This window comes from Nocardioides panacisoli, assembly GCF_039537325.1.
GTDB classification, from domain to species: domain Bacteria; phylum Actinomycetota; class Actinomycetes; order Propionibacteriales; family Nocardioidaceae; genus Nocardioides; species Nocardioides panacisoli.
The window spans coordinates 295,175-309,973 of the sequence record NZ_BAABAH010000002.1; the positions used below are offsets into that span (position 1 = coordinate 295,175).

The following is a 14,799-nucleotide window of genomic DNA, read 5'->3' on the forward strand; positions in this document are numbered from 1 at the left end:
CCAGCCGACACGCCGGACGATCGCAGAAAGTCGACCGATCGGGTCAGACGTCGTCGCCGGTGTCCTCGTCGGCGTCGAGCTCATCGCCCTCTTCGTCCAGCTCGTCACCGTCGTAGTGCAGGTACTTGATGCCCTCCTCGACGTCACCGTCGAAGCCGAGCCGGCCCTCCTCGAGCACGATCACCCGGCTGCACATCTTCTTCACCGAGGCCGCGGCGTGGCTGACGTAGAAGATGGTGCGGCCGCTGTCGCGGACCTCCTTCATCTTCTGCATGCACTTCCGCTTGAAGGGCTTGTCCCCCACCGCGAGCGCCTCGTCGGCCAGGAAGATGTCGGAGTCGACGTGGATCGCGACCGAGAAGCCGAGCCGCGCGCTCTGGCCCGACGAGTAGTAGCCGACCTGGGTCTCGAGCTTCTTCTCCAGGCCGGAGAACTCCACGATCTCGTCGAACTTGCGACTGAGCTCCTGCTCGCTCATCCCCAGGATCGCTGCGTTCAGGACCAGGTTGTCGCGGCCGGTGAGCTGTGGGTGGAAGCCCGCGCCCGTGGCGATCAGGCCGGCGATCCGGCCGCGGGTCAGCACGGTGCCCTCGTCGGGCTTCATCACGCCGCTGATCATCTTGAGCAGCGTGGACTTGCCCGAGCCGTTGAGGCCCATCAGGCCGATGGCCTCGCCCTGCTCGACGGTGAAGGAGACGTCGTCGACGGCCTTGAAGGTGTGGCTGATCTGGTGGCCCCGCGCCATCGCCACCGTGATCTCCTTGAAGGTCCGGTGGTAGCGCAGGGTGAACATCTTCGAGACGTTGTCGAGCTGGATCGAACGCGTCATCTAGAGCCGCTCCGGGATCTTGTTCTCGAACTTGGTGAAGATCAGCTGCGCGAGGAGGAGGAAGAGCGCACCGACGGCCACCATGGCGAGGCCGATCAGGATCAGGTTCGGCGGCATGTCGTGCGCGGCCGTGTAGGCGACCGTGCGGTAGCCACCGGGCACGTGGTCGTCGGGCCCTGCCGTCGTGCCGACCCAGAAGGCCCGCTGGAACAGCAGCACCGCGTCCGCGAGGGGGTTCCACGTGTAGAACTGCGCGAACCGGCCGAAGCGCTCGTCGATGATGCTGTAGGGGTAGATCATCGGCACGCCGAACCGGACGAACATCTGCAGGACGTTGACGATGTTCCCGAAGTCGCGGAAGAACACGTTCGCCACGCTGAAGATCAGCGCCGAGGCCGTGCCGATCAACATGATCACGCCGATGCCGAGCAACGCGCAGACCATGCCGTAGAGGTCCGGGGTCCACCCGGAGAGCAGGCATGCCACCACCATGATCACGACCTGCGGCACCACGTGGTAGAGCGAGACCAGCATCGTCGCGACCGGGAACATCTCCCGCGGGAGCGGCATCTTCTGCACGATCGACCGGTTCCGGACGATGGACCGGGTACCGGCACCGAAGGTCTCGGTGAAGAAGTGCACGACGATCAGGCCGGCGAAGATGTGCACCGGGAAGTTCGGCACCGTCTTGTGCAGCCCGAGGATCCCGCCGATCACCGCCCAGTAGACGAGGAAGTGCGACAACGGGTTGATGTAGGACCACATCAGGCCGAGGAACGACCCCTGGTAGCGGGCGCTGATCTCGCGACGGACGAGCAGGCGGAGCAGGTAGCGGCGCTGGAAGACGGCGAGCAGGCCGTTGTTCGACGACGGGGGTGCGAGCGGCACGGACTCCAATCGCTCCACGGGGCCATTGTCAATCATTCGTGCGTTCCACCGCCTCGTCGGGGCCGGCCCACGGCGCGAACGTCCGCTCCCACGCCTCCGGCGAGGTGATCTCGCCGAGCCGGTCGCGGTAGAGCTGCGCGAGCCGCGGCCACTCCCGCTTGAGCCTGGCGTGGATCGCGACCGTGTCCTTGAGCAGCGACTTGAATTGCTCGGGGTCGCGCTGCAGGAACGTCTGGGTCTGCCCGTCGGGCATCGAGACCACGACCGAGTCGTACTTGACGATCCGGTACCACTGCGAGTCCATCGCCGGCAGCTCGGCCTCCGGGTTGGCCTTAGCCGTCGGCCGCGGCTTCTTGAGCTGCTTGATCGGCGCCTTCAGCGCGGCCAGCCGGACCTCCCACGTGCGGGGCACCGCGTCGTCGCCGCGGCCCTTGCGCGGGGGCTTGTGACGGCGTACGGGCGGGAAGGCGTCGCGGTCGGCCTCGAGCTTCGCGTCCTGGAAGCCGCTCGCCAGCTTCCGGATGTCGGCCAGCTTGGTCGGCAGGTCCTCGTGCAGCTGGTCGGGACCCGCGAGCACGTCGAGCAGCGCCTGGTGACGGATCCACGCGGTGGAGTACTGCATCGACGCGAGGTGCTTGATCTGGTGGTTGAAGCTCTCCTGCACCATCCGGCCACCGCGCGGGTAGATCGAGTGCAGCAGCGCAGCGACGAACCGGTTGCGGTGGTGGAAGTAGGCCTGCCAGTCCAGCCCGTCGTTCTTGTCGGTCCACGGCACGTGCCACACCGCCGCACCGGGGAAGCTCACGGTCGGGTAGCCCGCCTCCTTGGCGCGCAGGCCGTACTCGGAGTCGTCCCACTTGATGAAGACCGGTAGCGACAGGCCGATCTCCTCGAGCACCTGCCGCGGGATCAGGCACATGAACCAGCCGTTGTAGTCCACGTCCACGCGCCTGTGCAGCCAGCGGGCCGAGCGCAGGTTGCGGCTGCCGAAGTCCCAGTTCATGAACACGCCCGGCGCGGAGCCCCACCAGAACGTCCACGGCGAGACGACCTCACCGAAGCTGTGCAGCTGGGAGCGGGCATAGATGTTGAACATGTGGCCGCCGACCAGCGTGGGGCGCCGGCACAGGTCGCCGAAGGTGACGGCTCGGACGATGCCCTCGGGCTCGCAGATGACGTCGTCGTCCATGCACATCATGTAGGTCGCCGTGCCCTTGCGCAGCGACTCGAGCTGGCCGCGGGCGTAGCCGCCCGAGCCGCCGAGGTTGCCCTGCTCGATGACGCGCAGCAGGCCGTCCAGGCTCTTCTCGGCGGCGGGGAAGAACTCGGAGTCGACGACCTTCTGGGTGCCCTGCTCCATGACGAAGACGGTGTCGAGGTAGGGCCGCAGCACCTCGTCGTCACCCATCTGCGAGAGCAGCTTGGCGCAGAAGTCCGGGCGGTTCATGGTCGTGATCGCCATGTCCACCGTGCCGTGCTGGGCGCGGTCGGCCGGGACCTGCGCGGTCCACTCGGCCGACGCCACGACGACCTCGTGGTCGCCGGAGATGACGTCGTACCAGTACCAGCCGCCGTCGGTGAACGGCTTCAGGGTGAGGTCGAAGACCAGGGCGCTCGGGCCCTGCTCCTCGGTCTCCGCGGAGGACACCTGCTGGGTGCGGCCGTTCGCCGTCGACCGGTAGACGACCACCCGCGCCCCGGCGCCCTCGACGGTGACCGTCAGGGTGACCGCCTCCACCACGGTGTAGCGGCGCCAGTAGCTCGCCGGGAACGCGTTGAAGTAGGTGCCGAAGGAGACCATCTCGTCCGCGTCGAGCGCGTAGGCGGTGCGGGAGCGGATCTGGTCCGGGTGCACCGAGCGGCCCGACGAGACCGACTGCCGCATCTGGAAGGCGTTCATCTCCCGGGCGGCCTTGTTGGTGCCGACCTCGTACTTGTCGGCGTCCAGGATCGCCGGGTCGAGGTCGACGTACAACGGCATGACCTCCTGGTCGTAGTCGACCGGGAGGATCTGGCGCTGCAGCAGCCGCGTCACGGTGCCGGGGAGCGGCTCGTTCGACGGCGTGCCGGTGAGGTCCTGCAGCTGGGTGGTCTGGCCCTTGGTGACGGTCACTCGTCGACTCCTCCGCTGGTCAGCGGCGCACCTTCCGTGAAGTGCGGCTTCAGCTTGTTGTCGTACATGGAGAGGGCAGAGCCGATCGCCATGTGCATGTCCAGGTACTTGTAGGTGCCGAGCCGGCCGCCGAAGAGCGTCATCGGCTCCTTCTTGGCCAGGTCGCGGTAGCGGAGCAGCTTCTCGCGGTCCTCGGCGGTGTTGATCGGGTAGTACGGCTCGTCGGTCTCCTCGGCGAACCGGCTGTACTCGTGCACGATCACCGACTTGCCCGGCAGGTAGGTGCGCTCGGGGTGGAAGTGCTTGAACTCGTGGATCCGGGTGTAGGGGACGCCCTGGTCGTTGTAGTTCATCACCGAGCAGCCCTGGAAGTCGTCGACGTCGACGACCTCGGCCTCCAGGTCGACCGTCCGCCAGGACAGCCGGCCCTCGGAGTTGCCGAAGTACTCGTCGACGGGGCCGGTGTAGACGATCGGCACCTTGCCCTGGAACTCGTCGCGCACGTCGAAGAAGTCGGTCTCGAGCCGGACCTCGATGTTGGGGCTGTCCGCCATCCGCTCGAGCCAGGCGGTGTAGCCGTCGACCGGGAGGCCCTCGTACTTGTCGTTGAAGTAGCGGTTGTCGAAGTTGTAGCGGACCGGGAGCCTGGTGATGATGTCCGGGCTCAGCTCGGTCGGGTCGGTCTGCCACTGCTTCGCGGTGTAGCCCTTGATGAAGGCCTCGTAGAGGGGGCGGCCGATCAGGGAGATCGCCTTCTCCTCGAGGTTGCTGGCGTCCTCGGTCCGGAACTCGCTGGCCTGCTCGGCGATCAGCGCGCGGGCCTCGTCGGGGGTGTGCGACTTCCCGAAGAAGACGTTGATCAGGCTGAGGTTCAGCGGCAGCGAGTAGACCTGGCCGTCGTACTTGCCGAAGACCCGGTGCTGGTAGTTGGTGAAGTCGGTGAACCGGTTGACGTACTCCCAGACCCGCTCGTTCGACGTGTGGAACAGGTGGGCGCCGTACTTGTGCACCTCGATGCCGGTCTCGGGCTCCCGCTCGCTGTAGGCGTTCCCACCGACGTGGTGCCGACGCTCGAGCACCAGGACCTTGAGGTCGAGCTCGTTGGCGCACCGCTCGGCGATGGTCAGGCCGAAGAAGCCGGAGCCGACGACGACCAGGTCCGGGAGCGGTGAGTCGGGCGCAGCAGGAGTGGACACGGTGGGTCAGTCTACGGTTCTGGGCGCCTGGCCCCACATCCGCCGCGCGGCGTGCGGTCTGGGTCACAGCGAGCCGCGCCGGGAGGGGCTGACGAGCGTTTCGCGCGTGGACGAAATATCCTGTTGAGGTGCACAACGTTTCCCGCGCAGCTTCCGCGCCCAGGTTCTGGCTCGCCTGGGTCGCCGGAGTCGCGCTCGCGGGAGCGTCCGTGGTCATGTCGCTGACCCAGGGAATCCCGATCCGCGACCCCGACGACGTGATGCCCGCCTACGTCCAGATGCCGCTGATCGTGCTCGGTGCGATCGGGCTCGACATCGTCCCGCGGGTCCTGCGGCGGGCGGGCCGGCCGGGCGCCGGCTGGGCCGGCCGCCTGGTGGCGCAGTGGCGCGGCGTCGTCACCGAGCGCTGGCCCGCGTCGCACCTCCGGTTCGCGCTCAGCGGGCTCGCGGCCTGGTACCTGTCCTACGCGGCGTTCCGCAACGTCAAGAACATGGCGCCGTTCGTGCACCCGCACATCTACGACGACAACCTCGCCGACATCGACCAGTTCCTGTTCGCCGGGCACGACCCCGCTGCCGTCCTGCACGCGTGGTTCGGCACCGATCTCGCCGCGCACTTCTTCTCCGGGGTCTACGTCCTCTGGATCGGCCTGGTGCCGGCGACGATCGCCATCGCGCTGGTCTGGACCCGGCACACGCGGGCGGGCGAGTGGTACGTGACCGCGGTGGCGGTCGACTGGGCGGTCGGGGCCCTGCTCTACGTGCTGCTGCCGACGGTCGGCCCGATCTACTCGGACTCCTCGGAGTTCGCGTCGCTGCCGCACACCTACGTGAGCGACCTCCAGCACGCGATGTGGGACGACCGGGTCTCGGTTCTCGCCGACCCGGTGGGCACCCATGCGCTGCAGACGATCGCCGCGTTCGCGTCGCTGCACGTCGGGATCATGGTGACGATCTGCCTGATCGGCGAGCTGATCGCCCTCCCCCGCTGGGTGCGGGTCTTCAGCTGGATCTTCCTGGTCGCCACGATCCTGGCGACGGTCTACCTCGGCTGGCACTTCGCGTGCGACGTGCTCGGCGGGTTCGCGCTCGGCGCCTTCGCGGTCTGGTCGGCGGGCGTCGCGACCGGGAACCGGGTCGGCTGGCGGCTGCGACTCACACCGGAGGGGGTGGGGCCATCCGTCGCGCATCCCGTAGCGCCCGCACCGCGTTCCGCGCCTCTGCCCGACCGCCCCGCAGCGGACTGACGGCGACCACGCCGGCCGTGATCAGCCACGGCTTGAGCCGGACGGCTGCGTTGCTGCCGTAGCGCAGGTGCACCGCGAACAGGTTGCGGTACATGTAGTAGCCCTTCCACCCGGCGAGGTCGTGCTGCTGGTCGAAGTCCAGCTGGCGCACCAGCACCGCGTCCCGCACGCCGAGGATCCGGAAGCCGGCCCGTCGCGCCCGCAGGGCGTAGTCGCAGTCGTCGTAGAAGATGAAGAAGGTCTCGTCGGGCAGGCCGATCGCGTCCACGACGCGGCGCCGCACCATGAAGCCCTCGAAGGCGACGTTCTCGAGGAGGACGACCGGCGGCATGGCCGGGCGGTCGGCGTACTCGCTGACGACGGAGGCGGTCTTCGGCTTGATCGCCCAGGGGCGGTCGAGGTCGAACCGCAGGGCGGCGTACTCGGCGAGGCTGCCGCGGCTGTCCTCGCGCACCGCCATCAGGCAGTCCTCGTCCAGGTCGAGCAGCACGCCGAGGCAGTCGGGCGCCGGTACGACGTCGTCGTCCATCAGCCAGATCCGGTCGAAGCCCTGGTCGTGGGCCGCCTCGACGCCGCGGTGGAAGCCGCCGGCTCCGCCGAGGTTCTCCTCGCTGCGGATCACCTGCAGGCCGGGCACCTCGGCCCCGAGGAGCACGTCGGGCGTGCGGTCGGAGCTGGCGTTGTCGACGACGATGACGGCCTCGGGTGCCGGGTCGAGCTTGGCCAGGCCGGTCAGCATCGTCTCCAGCAGGTCCGCGCGGTTGTAGGTGACGACCACGATCGCCGTCGTCTCGTGCCTTCCGCCGGTCGAGTGGCGCGCGCGAGGGACGAGCGGGGGCGTGTCGGGACCCAGGAACCTCTCGTGGCCGGTGAAGTCTCCCCGCAGCCCGGCGTACGCCGCCCGCGCACTCATCACGATCCGGGCCGGCTGCGGGCGGGTGAACAGGTAGAACCAGACCGTCTTGAGCCAGAAGAGCAGCACGTGCGGCCAGCCGCGGTAGTCGCGGAGGTTGACCGTGTTGTTGCGCGCCATGCAGTAGTGCTTCAGGTCGCTCGGGGTGTGGTTGTAGGTCGTCCGGCCGAGCATCATCGGTGTGCCCAGGCTGCCGACCGCGGGATGCCGGACGGCGGCGTCGACGACGGTCGCGATCCGGGCGCCGGCCTGCTCGGCGCGCAGGCGGTACTCGTGGTCGTCGCCCCAGATGAAGAACTCGGCGCGCGGGTAGCCGATCCGCTCGACCAGCGCGCGGGTGAGCAGGACCCCGTTGAACGGGATGACGATGTCGTCGAGCCGGCCGGTGGGACCGGCGGCGCCGCGGACGTCGTCGAGGTCGTGGACCACCCGGGTGCCGCCCGGGAGCCGGATCGGGAAGACCAGCCGGTCCGGCTGCTCCTCGTCGACGACCACGGGACCCCAGAAGTCGAGGTCGGGCTCGCGGAGCAGCCGCTCGAGGCAGTCGCGGTCGGGCAGCCCGTCGTCGTCCATCAGCCACACCAGGTCGGCGTCCGTCTCCTCGACCGCCCAGCGCACCCCCTCGTGGAAGCCCCCTGCCCCGCCCGTGTTGCGGTCGAGGGTGCGGTGCTGCAGCCACGCCTCGCCGGTGGTGGAGGTGCGAGAAGAGCGAGTCTCGAAACCCGTCAGCCACTCGCCCGTGCCGTCGCTCGACGCGTTGTCGACGACCAGCACCTCCGCGAGCCGCCCGGCGGCGACGTCCTCGCCGAGGCGCTCGACGAGCCTCTGGAGCAGGGGCAGCCGGTCGAACGTCACCACGACAGCCACCACGCGCACGGCCGTAACCCTAGGCGAGCAGGCGAGCGATCGGGCGCCGGGTGAGGATCGAGCCCGAAGTGCTGGAGCGGCGGGTGCACGATCCCGCTGCGGAGCGGGGCGACCGTCCCACCGTCCCGATACCGTGAATCCCGTGGACACCGACGCCGTACTCCGGCTGCTGCAGGACGTCGCCGAGAAGGTCATCAACCCGCGCTTCCGCAAGCTCGGCGACGACCAGGTCCAGGAGAAGAACCCGGGCGACCTCGTGACCATCGCGGACCACGAGTCGGAGGAGCTGCTGACCCGGGCGCTGCTGGAGGCCTATCCCGACGCGGTCGTGCTCGGCGAGGAGGCCGAGGCGACCGACCCCGACCTGCTGGCGCGGTTCGCCGCCGCCGACCACGGGTTCACGGTCGACCCGGTCGACGGCACCAAGAACTTCGTGCACGGCTCACCCGACCACGCCGTGATGGTCGGCGAGATGCGCGACGGAGTCGTGGTGCGGGGCTGGATCTGGCAGCCGCAGCACGAGGCGGCGTACGTGGCCGAGCGCGGCGCCGGCGCGTGGCTGAACGGCGAGCGGCTCACGCTCACCGAGGGCGCCGGGTCGCCGTACCGCACCGCGCGTCGGAAGTGGGTCGGCAAGGAGCTCGGCGACCTCGGCACCCTCGAGCTGACGTGGGCGTGCTGCGGGGTCGACTACCCGCACCTCGTGGCGGGCGATTCCCGCGCCCACGTCTACAACCACAGCAAGCCCTGGGACCACCTGCCCGGCGCGCTGATCCTGACCGAGGCAGGCGGCCACATCGGGATGATCGACGGCGACCCCTTCGACCCGCGGCGGCTCGGCCCGGGTCTGGTGTGCGCACCGGACAAGGACGTGTACGACGAGGTCGTCGCGGCGGTGCAGCCGCTCCGGTGACTCCCCGGACCGCCGGCTCAGGCGTTGGCGGTGAGAGCGGCGATGACCTTGTTCTGGACGTCCTGCCCGAGCACCAGCAGCTCGTTCGCGGTCGCCGTGATCTGGTCGACGACGTCGCTCGGGTCCGGCACCAGGTCCGCGACCCTCTCGAGCGCGGGAGCTCGGTCGCGCACTGCGTCGCGGGCGGCGCCGACGACCGAGTCGGCCGCGCCGATCGCCTTGGCTGCGATGTCCTGGCCACGGGCCGTGATGTCGGAAATGTCGGGCATGGTCTTCTCTCCTGGTGCCGGTTCTGCTCGGTATAGAGCAGCACCGATCGCACCGCTGACTCAAGGTCCCGTGCGCGTGCTTCCGCTCACAGCGCGTCCGCGGGCGCGCGCCACTCCCGTCGCAGCAGGCCGTAGACGAAGGAGTCGGAGACCTCGCCGTTCACGACGCAGTCCTCCCGCAGCGTGCCCTCCCGCACGAAGCCGAGCTTCTCGAGCACCCGCACGGACGCCACGTTCCGCGTGTCGGTCTCGGCCTGCACCCGGTTGAGGTCGATGGCCCCGAACGCCCACTGCAGCAGAGCGCCGGCAGCCTCCGTCATGTACCCCTGTCCCCAGGCGGCCTCGCCCAGGCAGTAGCCCAGCGCAGCGCTCCGGCGGCCGGGGTCCCACCGGGTGAGGCTGCACCAGCCGAGGAACGTCCGGTCCCCGGCGCGCTCGATAGCCAGCCGCGCGCCCGTCCCCGTGGCCGCCAGCTGGCGGCACCGCTCGACGAAGTGCCCGGCGCGGGCAGGATCGGTCCACGGCGCCGAGTCCCAGTACCGCAGGACGTGCGCGTCGCTGTGCAGCGCGAAGAGTGCGGCGGCGTCGGCGTCGGCGAACGGCCGCAGCTGCAGCCGAGCCGTCCGCAGGGTCGGGCTGGGCAGGGACATGCCAGCGATCATGCCTCGTGACCGCGCCGACGGCTCACGACCCGAACTGCGCCCATCGCCCTTCGGAGACCACCTCGACGACACCGTCGACCACCGTGATCGCGGTCTGTTCGTCGATGACGTAGGCGGGCCCGCCGAGGTCGGCGGCCCAGCGCTCCGCGTGAGCCATCGTGTTGGTCGGGAAGGCGTCCAGGTGCGGGAAGATGGAGAAGTCGACGACGCCGAGCGTGCGATCGTCCGGCGCTGATGCCCACGCGACGAAGTCGTCCCCGATCCGTGGCGTCAGCACCATGCTGCCCGCGCTCACACCCACCCAGACCAGGTCGGGAAGGGACGGCAGCAGCTCGAGCAGCCCGGACGCCCGGATCCAGTGCGCCAGGTAGGTCGCGTCCCCGCCGTCCACCAGGACCACATCGGCCTCCCGGACCCAGGGCTGCCACCGCTCGGCGCCGATCGTGGGCAGCGCGGTCAGCTCGAGGACGCCGAGCGAGGCCCAGCCGAGGCCCGTCAGCCGGTCGAACGGCGCCTCGGCCGCGACGAAGCCCCGCACGGAGGAGGGACCGCAGCTCGGGTGCCCCCACTGAGCGGTGGGCACGCAGAGCGCCCGACTGTCGGGCACCGGCTTCCCGAGCAGCTCCACGAGCGCTTTCCGGATGCTGTCGTTCGTGATGCCGCCAGAGGTGAGCAAGAGCTTCACCGTGCCTCCTCGGGTGAGTGCAGTGCTGGACCCGGGGAGACCGACCGCGGGAGCATGGAGAACTCATCGGCGCGCACGAACACTGGGGCGTGCTCGCCGCGCTCGCACCCGCGGGCATGAGCGTGTCTTACCCGAAGGAAGACTTCGACGAGCACGCGGCCCTGCGGTACCCGTCGCTGCCGCGGCAAGACCCCCTCAGCAGGCGGCGCCCAGGTCTCCGGTGTCGTTGGCGGTGTAGCCGTCGGCGTAGGAGCCGTAGGAGCCCTCGTTCATGTCCTTGGGCTTCTTGGCGTGCTTCGACGGGGCGGGGCCGTCGCCCTCGGCCTTGTCGATGGTCTCCTGGATCTTGTCCTGGATCAGGGAGATGTCCGGGTCGGCGGTGTTGACCAGGGGCGGCACCAGCGACAGCGTCGAGATCTTCTGGTTCCGCGCCTTCATCGCCAGGTCCATGAACCGGCCGACCTCCGACGCCGGCAGGTCGGTGGACAGCGTGCCCTCGGAGGCCTTGGTGAGCTGCTCGAAGTGGGTGAGCACCGTCTGCGGGCTGAGCTGCTGCAGCATCGCGTTCATGACGCACTTCTGCCGCGCCATCCGGGAGTAGTCGTCGGAGGTGGCCCGGGAGCGGGCGTACCAGAGCAGCGTGTCGCCGCTGAGCTTCTGCCGGCCCGGCTCGATGTAGCCGGTCACGTCCCCGGTCGGACCGATCGCGATCGGCTGCCGGACGTTGATGGTGACGCCGCCTACCGCGTTCGCGAGGTCGCGGAACCCCTGGAGGTCGACCATCGCCCAGTAGTTCACCTCGAGGCCGGTGATCCCCTCCACCGCCGAGATCGTGGCGTCCATGCCCGGGTCGTCGGAGCCCTTGAAGAGGTCCTGGTGGTCACCGACCCAGGTGTTGACGCCGTTGAGGTAGCAGTCGTCGCAGTCGAAGCCGTCCGGGAACTGCTGGTCCATGACCGAGCCGTCCTTGAACGGGAAGTTCGTCATGTTGCGCGGCAGGCCGATCAGCACGGTGCGGCCGGTGTCGGCGTCGATCGACGCCAGCGTCAACGAGTCCGTGCGCAGGCCCCAGCGGCTGGCGCCGGAGTCGCCGCCGACCAGCAGCACGTTGTAGCGGCCGTCGTGCGCCCCGGTCACGTCGCCGTCGCCGAACATCGCGATCACGAAGTCGCGCTGCACGCCGACCAGGTGCGCGCCGAACAGCAGGGTTCCGGCGACGCCGAAGCAGAGCACCCCGTTGACACCGACCGCCCACCGCCGGTGCTCCATCCGCAGGGTCAGCGGCTGCCCCAGCCGCCACGCGTCGACGAAGAGCGCCGCCCACGCGATCGCTCCGGCCATCAGTCCGAGCCGGGCGAACAGCAGGAGCGTCGGCTTGAAGGCCAGGCGCAGCGCGAACCCGTGGTCGAAGTAGCTGATCGTCATCAGCAGGACGCCGACGACGACGAGACCCACCCAGATCCGCAACGCGACCCGGCCCACCTTCCGGTTGCCGGCCAGCAGCTGGGCCGAGCCCGGCGCGACCAGCGTCATCGCCATGTAGGCGAGCGCGCGGCGGAACCGGACCCGCGCGGCCCGGTCCTCGACGAGGCTGCGCGGGCGGGCGCCGCCGGCGTTGCCGGACGGCGAGGACAGGTCGACCATGGGGCGAATCTCCTGCACAGGGGAAGGTGAGCAGTCCGCTCAGTATCACCAGTCACACCTGTCACAGCGGTCGCGACGCGCCGCACCACCCCGCCGAGTCGGCGTTCGCTCAGGCGGAGAGGCGGGCGATCTCGTCGGAGGAGGCGTTGCCCCCGGTGACGACGACGGCGACCGGACGATCGGGAGAGCCGGGTCGGGCGGTCCCGGGGCGGGCCGGGTCGGCGAGGAGTCCGGCGAGCGAGGCGGCGCCCGCGAGCTCGGCGAGGGTGTGGGCCACGGTGGCGAGCCGCCGGGCGGCGGCGTCGAGGTCCTCGTCCGGCACCAGCAGGAAGTCCTGGAGGCCCGCGCGGAGCAGCGGGTGGGTGTTGGGATAGCCGTTCGACGTCGCGAGGCCGGAGGCCCGGGTGGTCGCCTCCGCGCTCTGGATCTCGCCGCTGCGCCACGAGCGCCACACCGCCGGCGCCGCGGTCGACTGGACACCGACGACGCGGCAGCCGGGAGCGAGCCGGTCGCGCACCAGGCAGGCGCCGACGGCGCCGGTGCCACTGCCGATCGGCACGTAGACCGCGGCGAGGTCGGGGCGCGCCCGGAACAGCTCGAGGTAGAGCGTGGCGTGGCCGAGGATGATCCGCGGGTCCGTCGGGTCGATGTACGCCGCTCCGGCCGCGGCGAGCTGCCGCGCCCCGGCGGCGGCGTCCGCCATGGTGTCGCCCTCGACGACGACCCGAGCGCCGAGCGCCTCGACCGCCGCCCGCTTCCCCTCCGGCGCGCAGCCGGGCATCACGACCGTGGCGGTCGTCCCGGCAAGCCGGGCCGCGTGCGCGATCGACTGTGCATGGTTGCCCGTCGAGCAGGTCACCAGGCCGCCCGCGACCTCCTCGTCGCCGAGAGCGGACGCGAGGTAGATCCCGCCGCGGATCTTGAAGGCGCTCGTCGGCAGCGCGTTCTCGTGCTTCACCAGCACTCGCGCTCCGACGCTGCGGTCGAGCAGCGGGTGCGAGAGGAGGGGGGTCGGCGCGACCTCGGCTGCCACCACCTCCGCGGCGTGCTCCACCGCTGCGAAGGTCAGGTCCGTCGGCACCGTCGTCGCCGTCGTCGTCATGACTCCATCGTCGGTGCGAGACGACCTATCGGTCCAATAGTCCTCGTAGCAGTGATCCATCGATGCCATCGAACTTTGGGCGTACTCTGGGGCCCGTGATCGACCTCCGCCGGCTCGAGGCGCTCGTCGCCGTGCACCGCACGGGAGGCGTCTCGGCTGCCGCCGAGACGCTGCACTACGGCCAGCCGACCATCTCCCACCACCTGCGACGCCTCGAGGCGGAGACCGGCAGCGTGCTGCTGCAACGCGTGGGGCGCGGCATCCGCCTGACGCCCGACGGCGTACGCCTGGCCCAGCGCGGGGAGGAGATCCTCGGACTGCTCGCCCGCGCCGAGGCCGAGCTGTCCGCAGCCACGAGCCTCCAGGCGGGCACGGTGCGGGTCGCTGCGTTCCCCTCGGGTGCGGCCACCCTGGTCCCGGCCGCGGTGACGCTGCTCGCCGAGCGGCACCCCGGGCTCTCCCTCGACCTGATCGAGGCGGAGCCGCCCGAGGCCGCCGACCTGCTGCGTGCAGGCGGAGCGGACCTCGCCCTGACCTTCGCCTATCCCGACCAGCCCGAGGCCGGAGCGATCACCTCGACGACGGTGCTCGAGGACCCGCTCTACCTCGTCGGCGCGGCGGGCACCGACCTCGGGGGCCCCGACGAGGGGCTCGCCCGGTTCGCCGACACCCGCTGGGTCACCGGCTGCGAGCGCTGCCGCCGCGAGCTGCTGGCCCTCTGCGAGAGCGCCGGGTTCGCTCCGCGGATCGCCTTCGCGAGCGACGACTACGTCGCCGTGCAGTCGCTGGTGGCCACCGGCCTGGGCGTCACCGTGCTGCCCGGCCTCGCGCTGCGCGCCCACCAGCACCCCGAGGTCGTACGCCGACCCGTCCCCGGGGCAGCGCGGCGGGTGCAGGTGTCGACGTACGGCGCCGCGCCCGCCCCGGCCGCCGTCACGGCTGTGGCGCTGGCGCTCCAGGACGCTGCTCGCTGACCCGGCCGGCCTGGATCTCGGCCCGCTTCGCGAGCCGGTGCGCGCGACGGATCTCCGCCTCGCGCAGCCGCCGCTCGTCGTCGGGGGTCTCGGGCTCCAGCCGCGGGACCTCCCGCGGGCCGCCGCTGCCGTCGATCGCGACGAACACGAAGTAGGCCGACCCGACGTGCACGTTGTCGGTCGTGGCGTCCCACGGCTGGGTCTCGATCCGCACGCCGATCTCCATCGACGACCGGCCCGCCCAGTTGACCTGGGCGAAGGTGCGCACGATGTCCCCGACGCGCACCGGCTCGAGGAAGGCCATCTCGTCGAGGGCCGCGGTGACGGCCGGTCCGCCGCTGTGCCGCTGGGCCACCACGCCCGCCGCGGAGTCGGCGAGCTTCACGATCTCGCCACCGTGGATGTTGCCGAGCAGGTTGGTCTGCGCGCGCGACGTGACCGTGGCCAGCTCGATCCGGGAGAACGACGGCGGCTTCGAGTCGGTCACGCACCTGACG

14 protein-coding genes are annotated in these 14,799 nt (G+C 70.5%); 3 read left to right on the forward strand and 11 right to left on the reverse strand.

Annotated features, from left to right (window positions below; translation table 11 throughout):
• Positions 1-43: 43 nt before the first annotated feature.
• The 4 genes from ABD709_RS04370 to glf are packed head-to-tail and all read right to left on the reverse strand — an operon-like array spanning position 44 to position 5,026.
• Complete coding sequence (locus ABD709_RS04370) at positions 44-829, reverse strand: ABC transporter ATP-binding protein (protein WP_344772670.1); 786 nt, start codon at positions 827-829, stop codon at positions 44-46.
• Positions 830-1,735 (reverse strand): ABC transporter permease, encoded by a 906-nt coding sequence (locus ABD709_RS04375; protein WP_344772672.1) that lies wholly within the window; start codon positions 1,733-1,735, stop codon positions 830-832.
• A gap of 10 nt (positions 1,736-1,745) precedes the next feature.
• Positions 1,746-3,830: a glycosyltransferase gene (locus tag ABD709_RS04380; RefSeq protein WP_344772674.1), complete on the reverse strand. Its 2,085-nt coding sequence runs from the start codon at positions 3,828-3,830 to the stop codon at positions 1,746-1,748.
• Positions 3,827-5,026 (reverse strand): UDP-galactopyranose mutase, encoded by a 1,200-nt coding sequence (gene glf / locus ABD709_RS04385; RefSeq protein ID WP_344772676.1) that lies wholly within the window; start codon positions 5,024-5,026, stop codon positions 3,827-3,829. The genes ABD709_RS04380 and glf overlap by 4 nt, the downstream gene beginning before the upstream one ends.
• A gap of 128 nt (positions 5,027-5,154) precedes the next feature.
• On the opposite strand from glf, the gene ABD709_RS04390 reads away from it, so the two are divergent.
• Positions 5,155-6,273 (forward strand): phosphatase PAP2 family protein, encoded by a 1,119-nt coding sequence (locus ABD709_RS04390; RefSeq protein ID WP_344772678.1) that lies wholly within the window; start codon positions 5,155-5,157, stop codon positions 6,271-6,273.
• Here the strand turns inward: ABD709_RS04390 and ABD709_RS04395 are convergent.
• On the reverse strand, positions 6,182-8,062 hold the full coding sequence (locus ABD709_RS04395; RefSeq protein WP_344772680.1) for a glycosyltransferase family 2 protein: 1,881 nt from the start codon (positions 8,060-8,062) through the stop codon (positions 6,182-6,184). The two genes, ABD709_RS04390 and ABD709_RS04395, sit on opposite strands and share 92 nt — an antisense overlap.
• 133 nt (positions 8,063-8,195) lie before the next feature.
• On the opposite strand from ABD709_RS04395, the gene ABD709_RS04400 reads away from it, so the two are divergent.
• Complete coding sequence (locus tag ABD709_RS04400) at positions 8,196-8,966, forward strand: inositol monophosphatase family protein (protein WP_344772682.1); 771 nt, start codon at positions 8,196-8,198, stop codon at positions 8,964-8,966.
• 17 nt (positions 8,967-8,983) lie between these two features.
• Here the strand turns inward: ABD709_RS04400 and ABD709_RS04405 are convergent, their stop codons facing one another.
• From ABD709_RS04405 to ABD709_RS04425, 5 genes are all read right to left on the reverse strand, one after another.
• A complete protein-coding gene (locus ABD709_RS04405) occupies positions 8,984-9,235 on the reverse strand; it encodes a hypothetical protein (RefSeq protein WP_344772684.1) in 252 nt (83 codons plus the stop codon).
• 86 nt (positions 9,236-9,321) lie between these two features.
• Entirely contained in the window at positions 9,322-9,885 is a 564-nt protein-coding gene (locus ABD709_RS04410; RefSeq protein WP_344772686.1) for a GNAT family N-acetyltransferase, read from the reverse strand.
• Between the two features lie 34 nt (positions 9,886-9,919).
• Positions 9,920-10,582, reverse strand: a complete 663-nt coding sequence (locus ABD709_RS04415; protein ID WP_344772688.1) for a Type 1 glutamine amidotransferase-like domain-containing protein — start codon at positions 10,580-10,582, stop codon at positions 9,920-9,922.
• A 195-nt stretch (positions 10,583-10,777) separates the two neighbouring features.
• Positions 10,778-12,226 (reverse strand): LCP family protein, encoded by a 1,449-nt coding sequence (locus ABD709_RS04420; protein ID WP_344772690.1) that lies wholly within the window; start codon positions 12,224-12,226, stop codon positions 10,778-10,780.
• A gap of 109 nt (positions 12,227-12,335) precedes the next feature.
• Entirely contained in the window at positions 12,336-13,328 is a 993-nt protein-coding gene (locus ABD709_RS04425) for a threonine ammonia-lyase (protein WP_344772692.1), read from the reverse strand.
• A gap of 95 nt (positions 13,329-13,423) precedes the next feature.
• On the opposite strand from ABD709_RS04425, the gene ABD709_RS04430 reads away from it, so the two are divergent.
• Positions 13,424-14,302 (forward strand): LysR family transcriptional regulator, encoded by an 879-nt coding sequence (locus ABD709_RS04430; protein ID WP_344772694.1) that lies wholly within the window; start codon positions 13,424-13,426, stop codon positions 14,300-14,302.
• On the opposite strand, the gene ABD709_RS04435 is transcribed toward ABD709_RS04430, so the two are convergent.
• The gene (locus ABD709_RS04435; protein WP_344772696.1) at positions 14,262-14,789 is read right to left on the reverse strand and encodes an acyl-CoA thioesterase; all 528 of its coding nucleotides are present in this window, start codon (positions 14,787-14,789) and stop codon (positions 14,262-14,264) included. The genes ABD709_RS04430 and ABD709_RS04435 overlap by 41 nt on opposite strands.
• Positions 14,790-14,799 lie beyond the last annotated feature (10 nt).

Bases quoted from the DNA above. Each gene is read 5' to 3' on its own strand.
- ABD709_RS04405 (WP_344772684.1), bottom strand. From the start codon at position 9,235: ATGCCCGACATTTCCGACATCACGGCCCGTGGCCAGGACATCGCAGCC.
- ABD709_RS04410 (WP_344772686.1), bottom strand. From the start codon at position 9,885: ATGTCCCTGCCCAGCCCGACCCTGCGGACGGCTCGGCTGCAGCTGCGG.
- ABD709_RS04370 (WP_344772670.1), bottom strand. From the start codon at position 829: ATGACGCGTTCGATCCAGCTCGACAACGTCTCGAAGATGTTCACCCTG.
- ABD709_RS04420 (WP_344772690.1), bottom strand. From the start codon at position 12,226: ATGGTCGACCTGTCCTCGCCGTCCGGCAACGCCGGCGGCGCCCGCCCG.
- ABD709_RS04425 (WP_344772692.1), bottom strand. From the start codon at position 13,328: ATGACGACGACGGCGACGACGGTGCCGACGGACCTGACCTTCGCAGCG.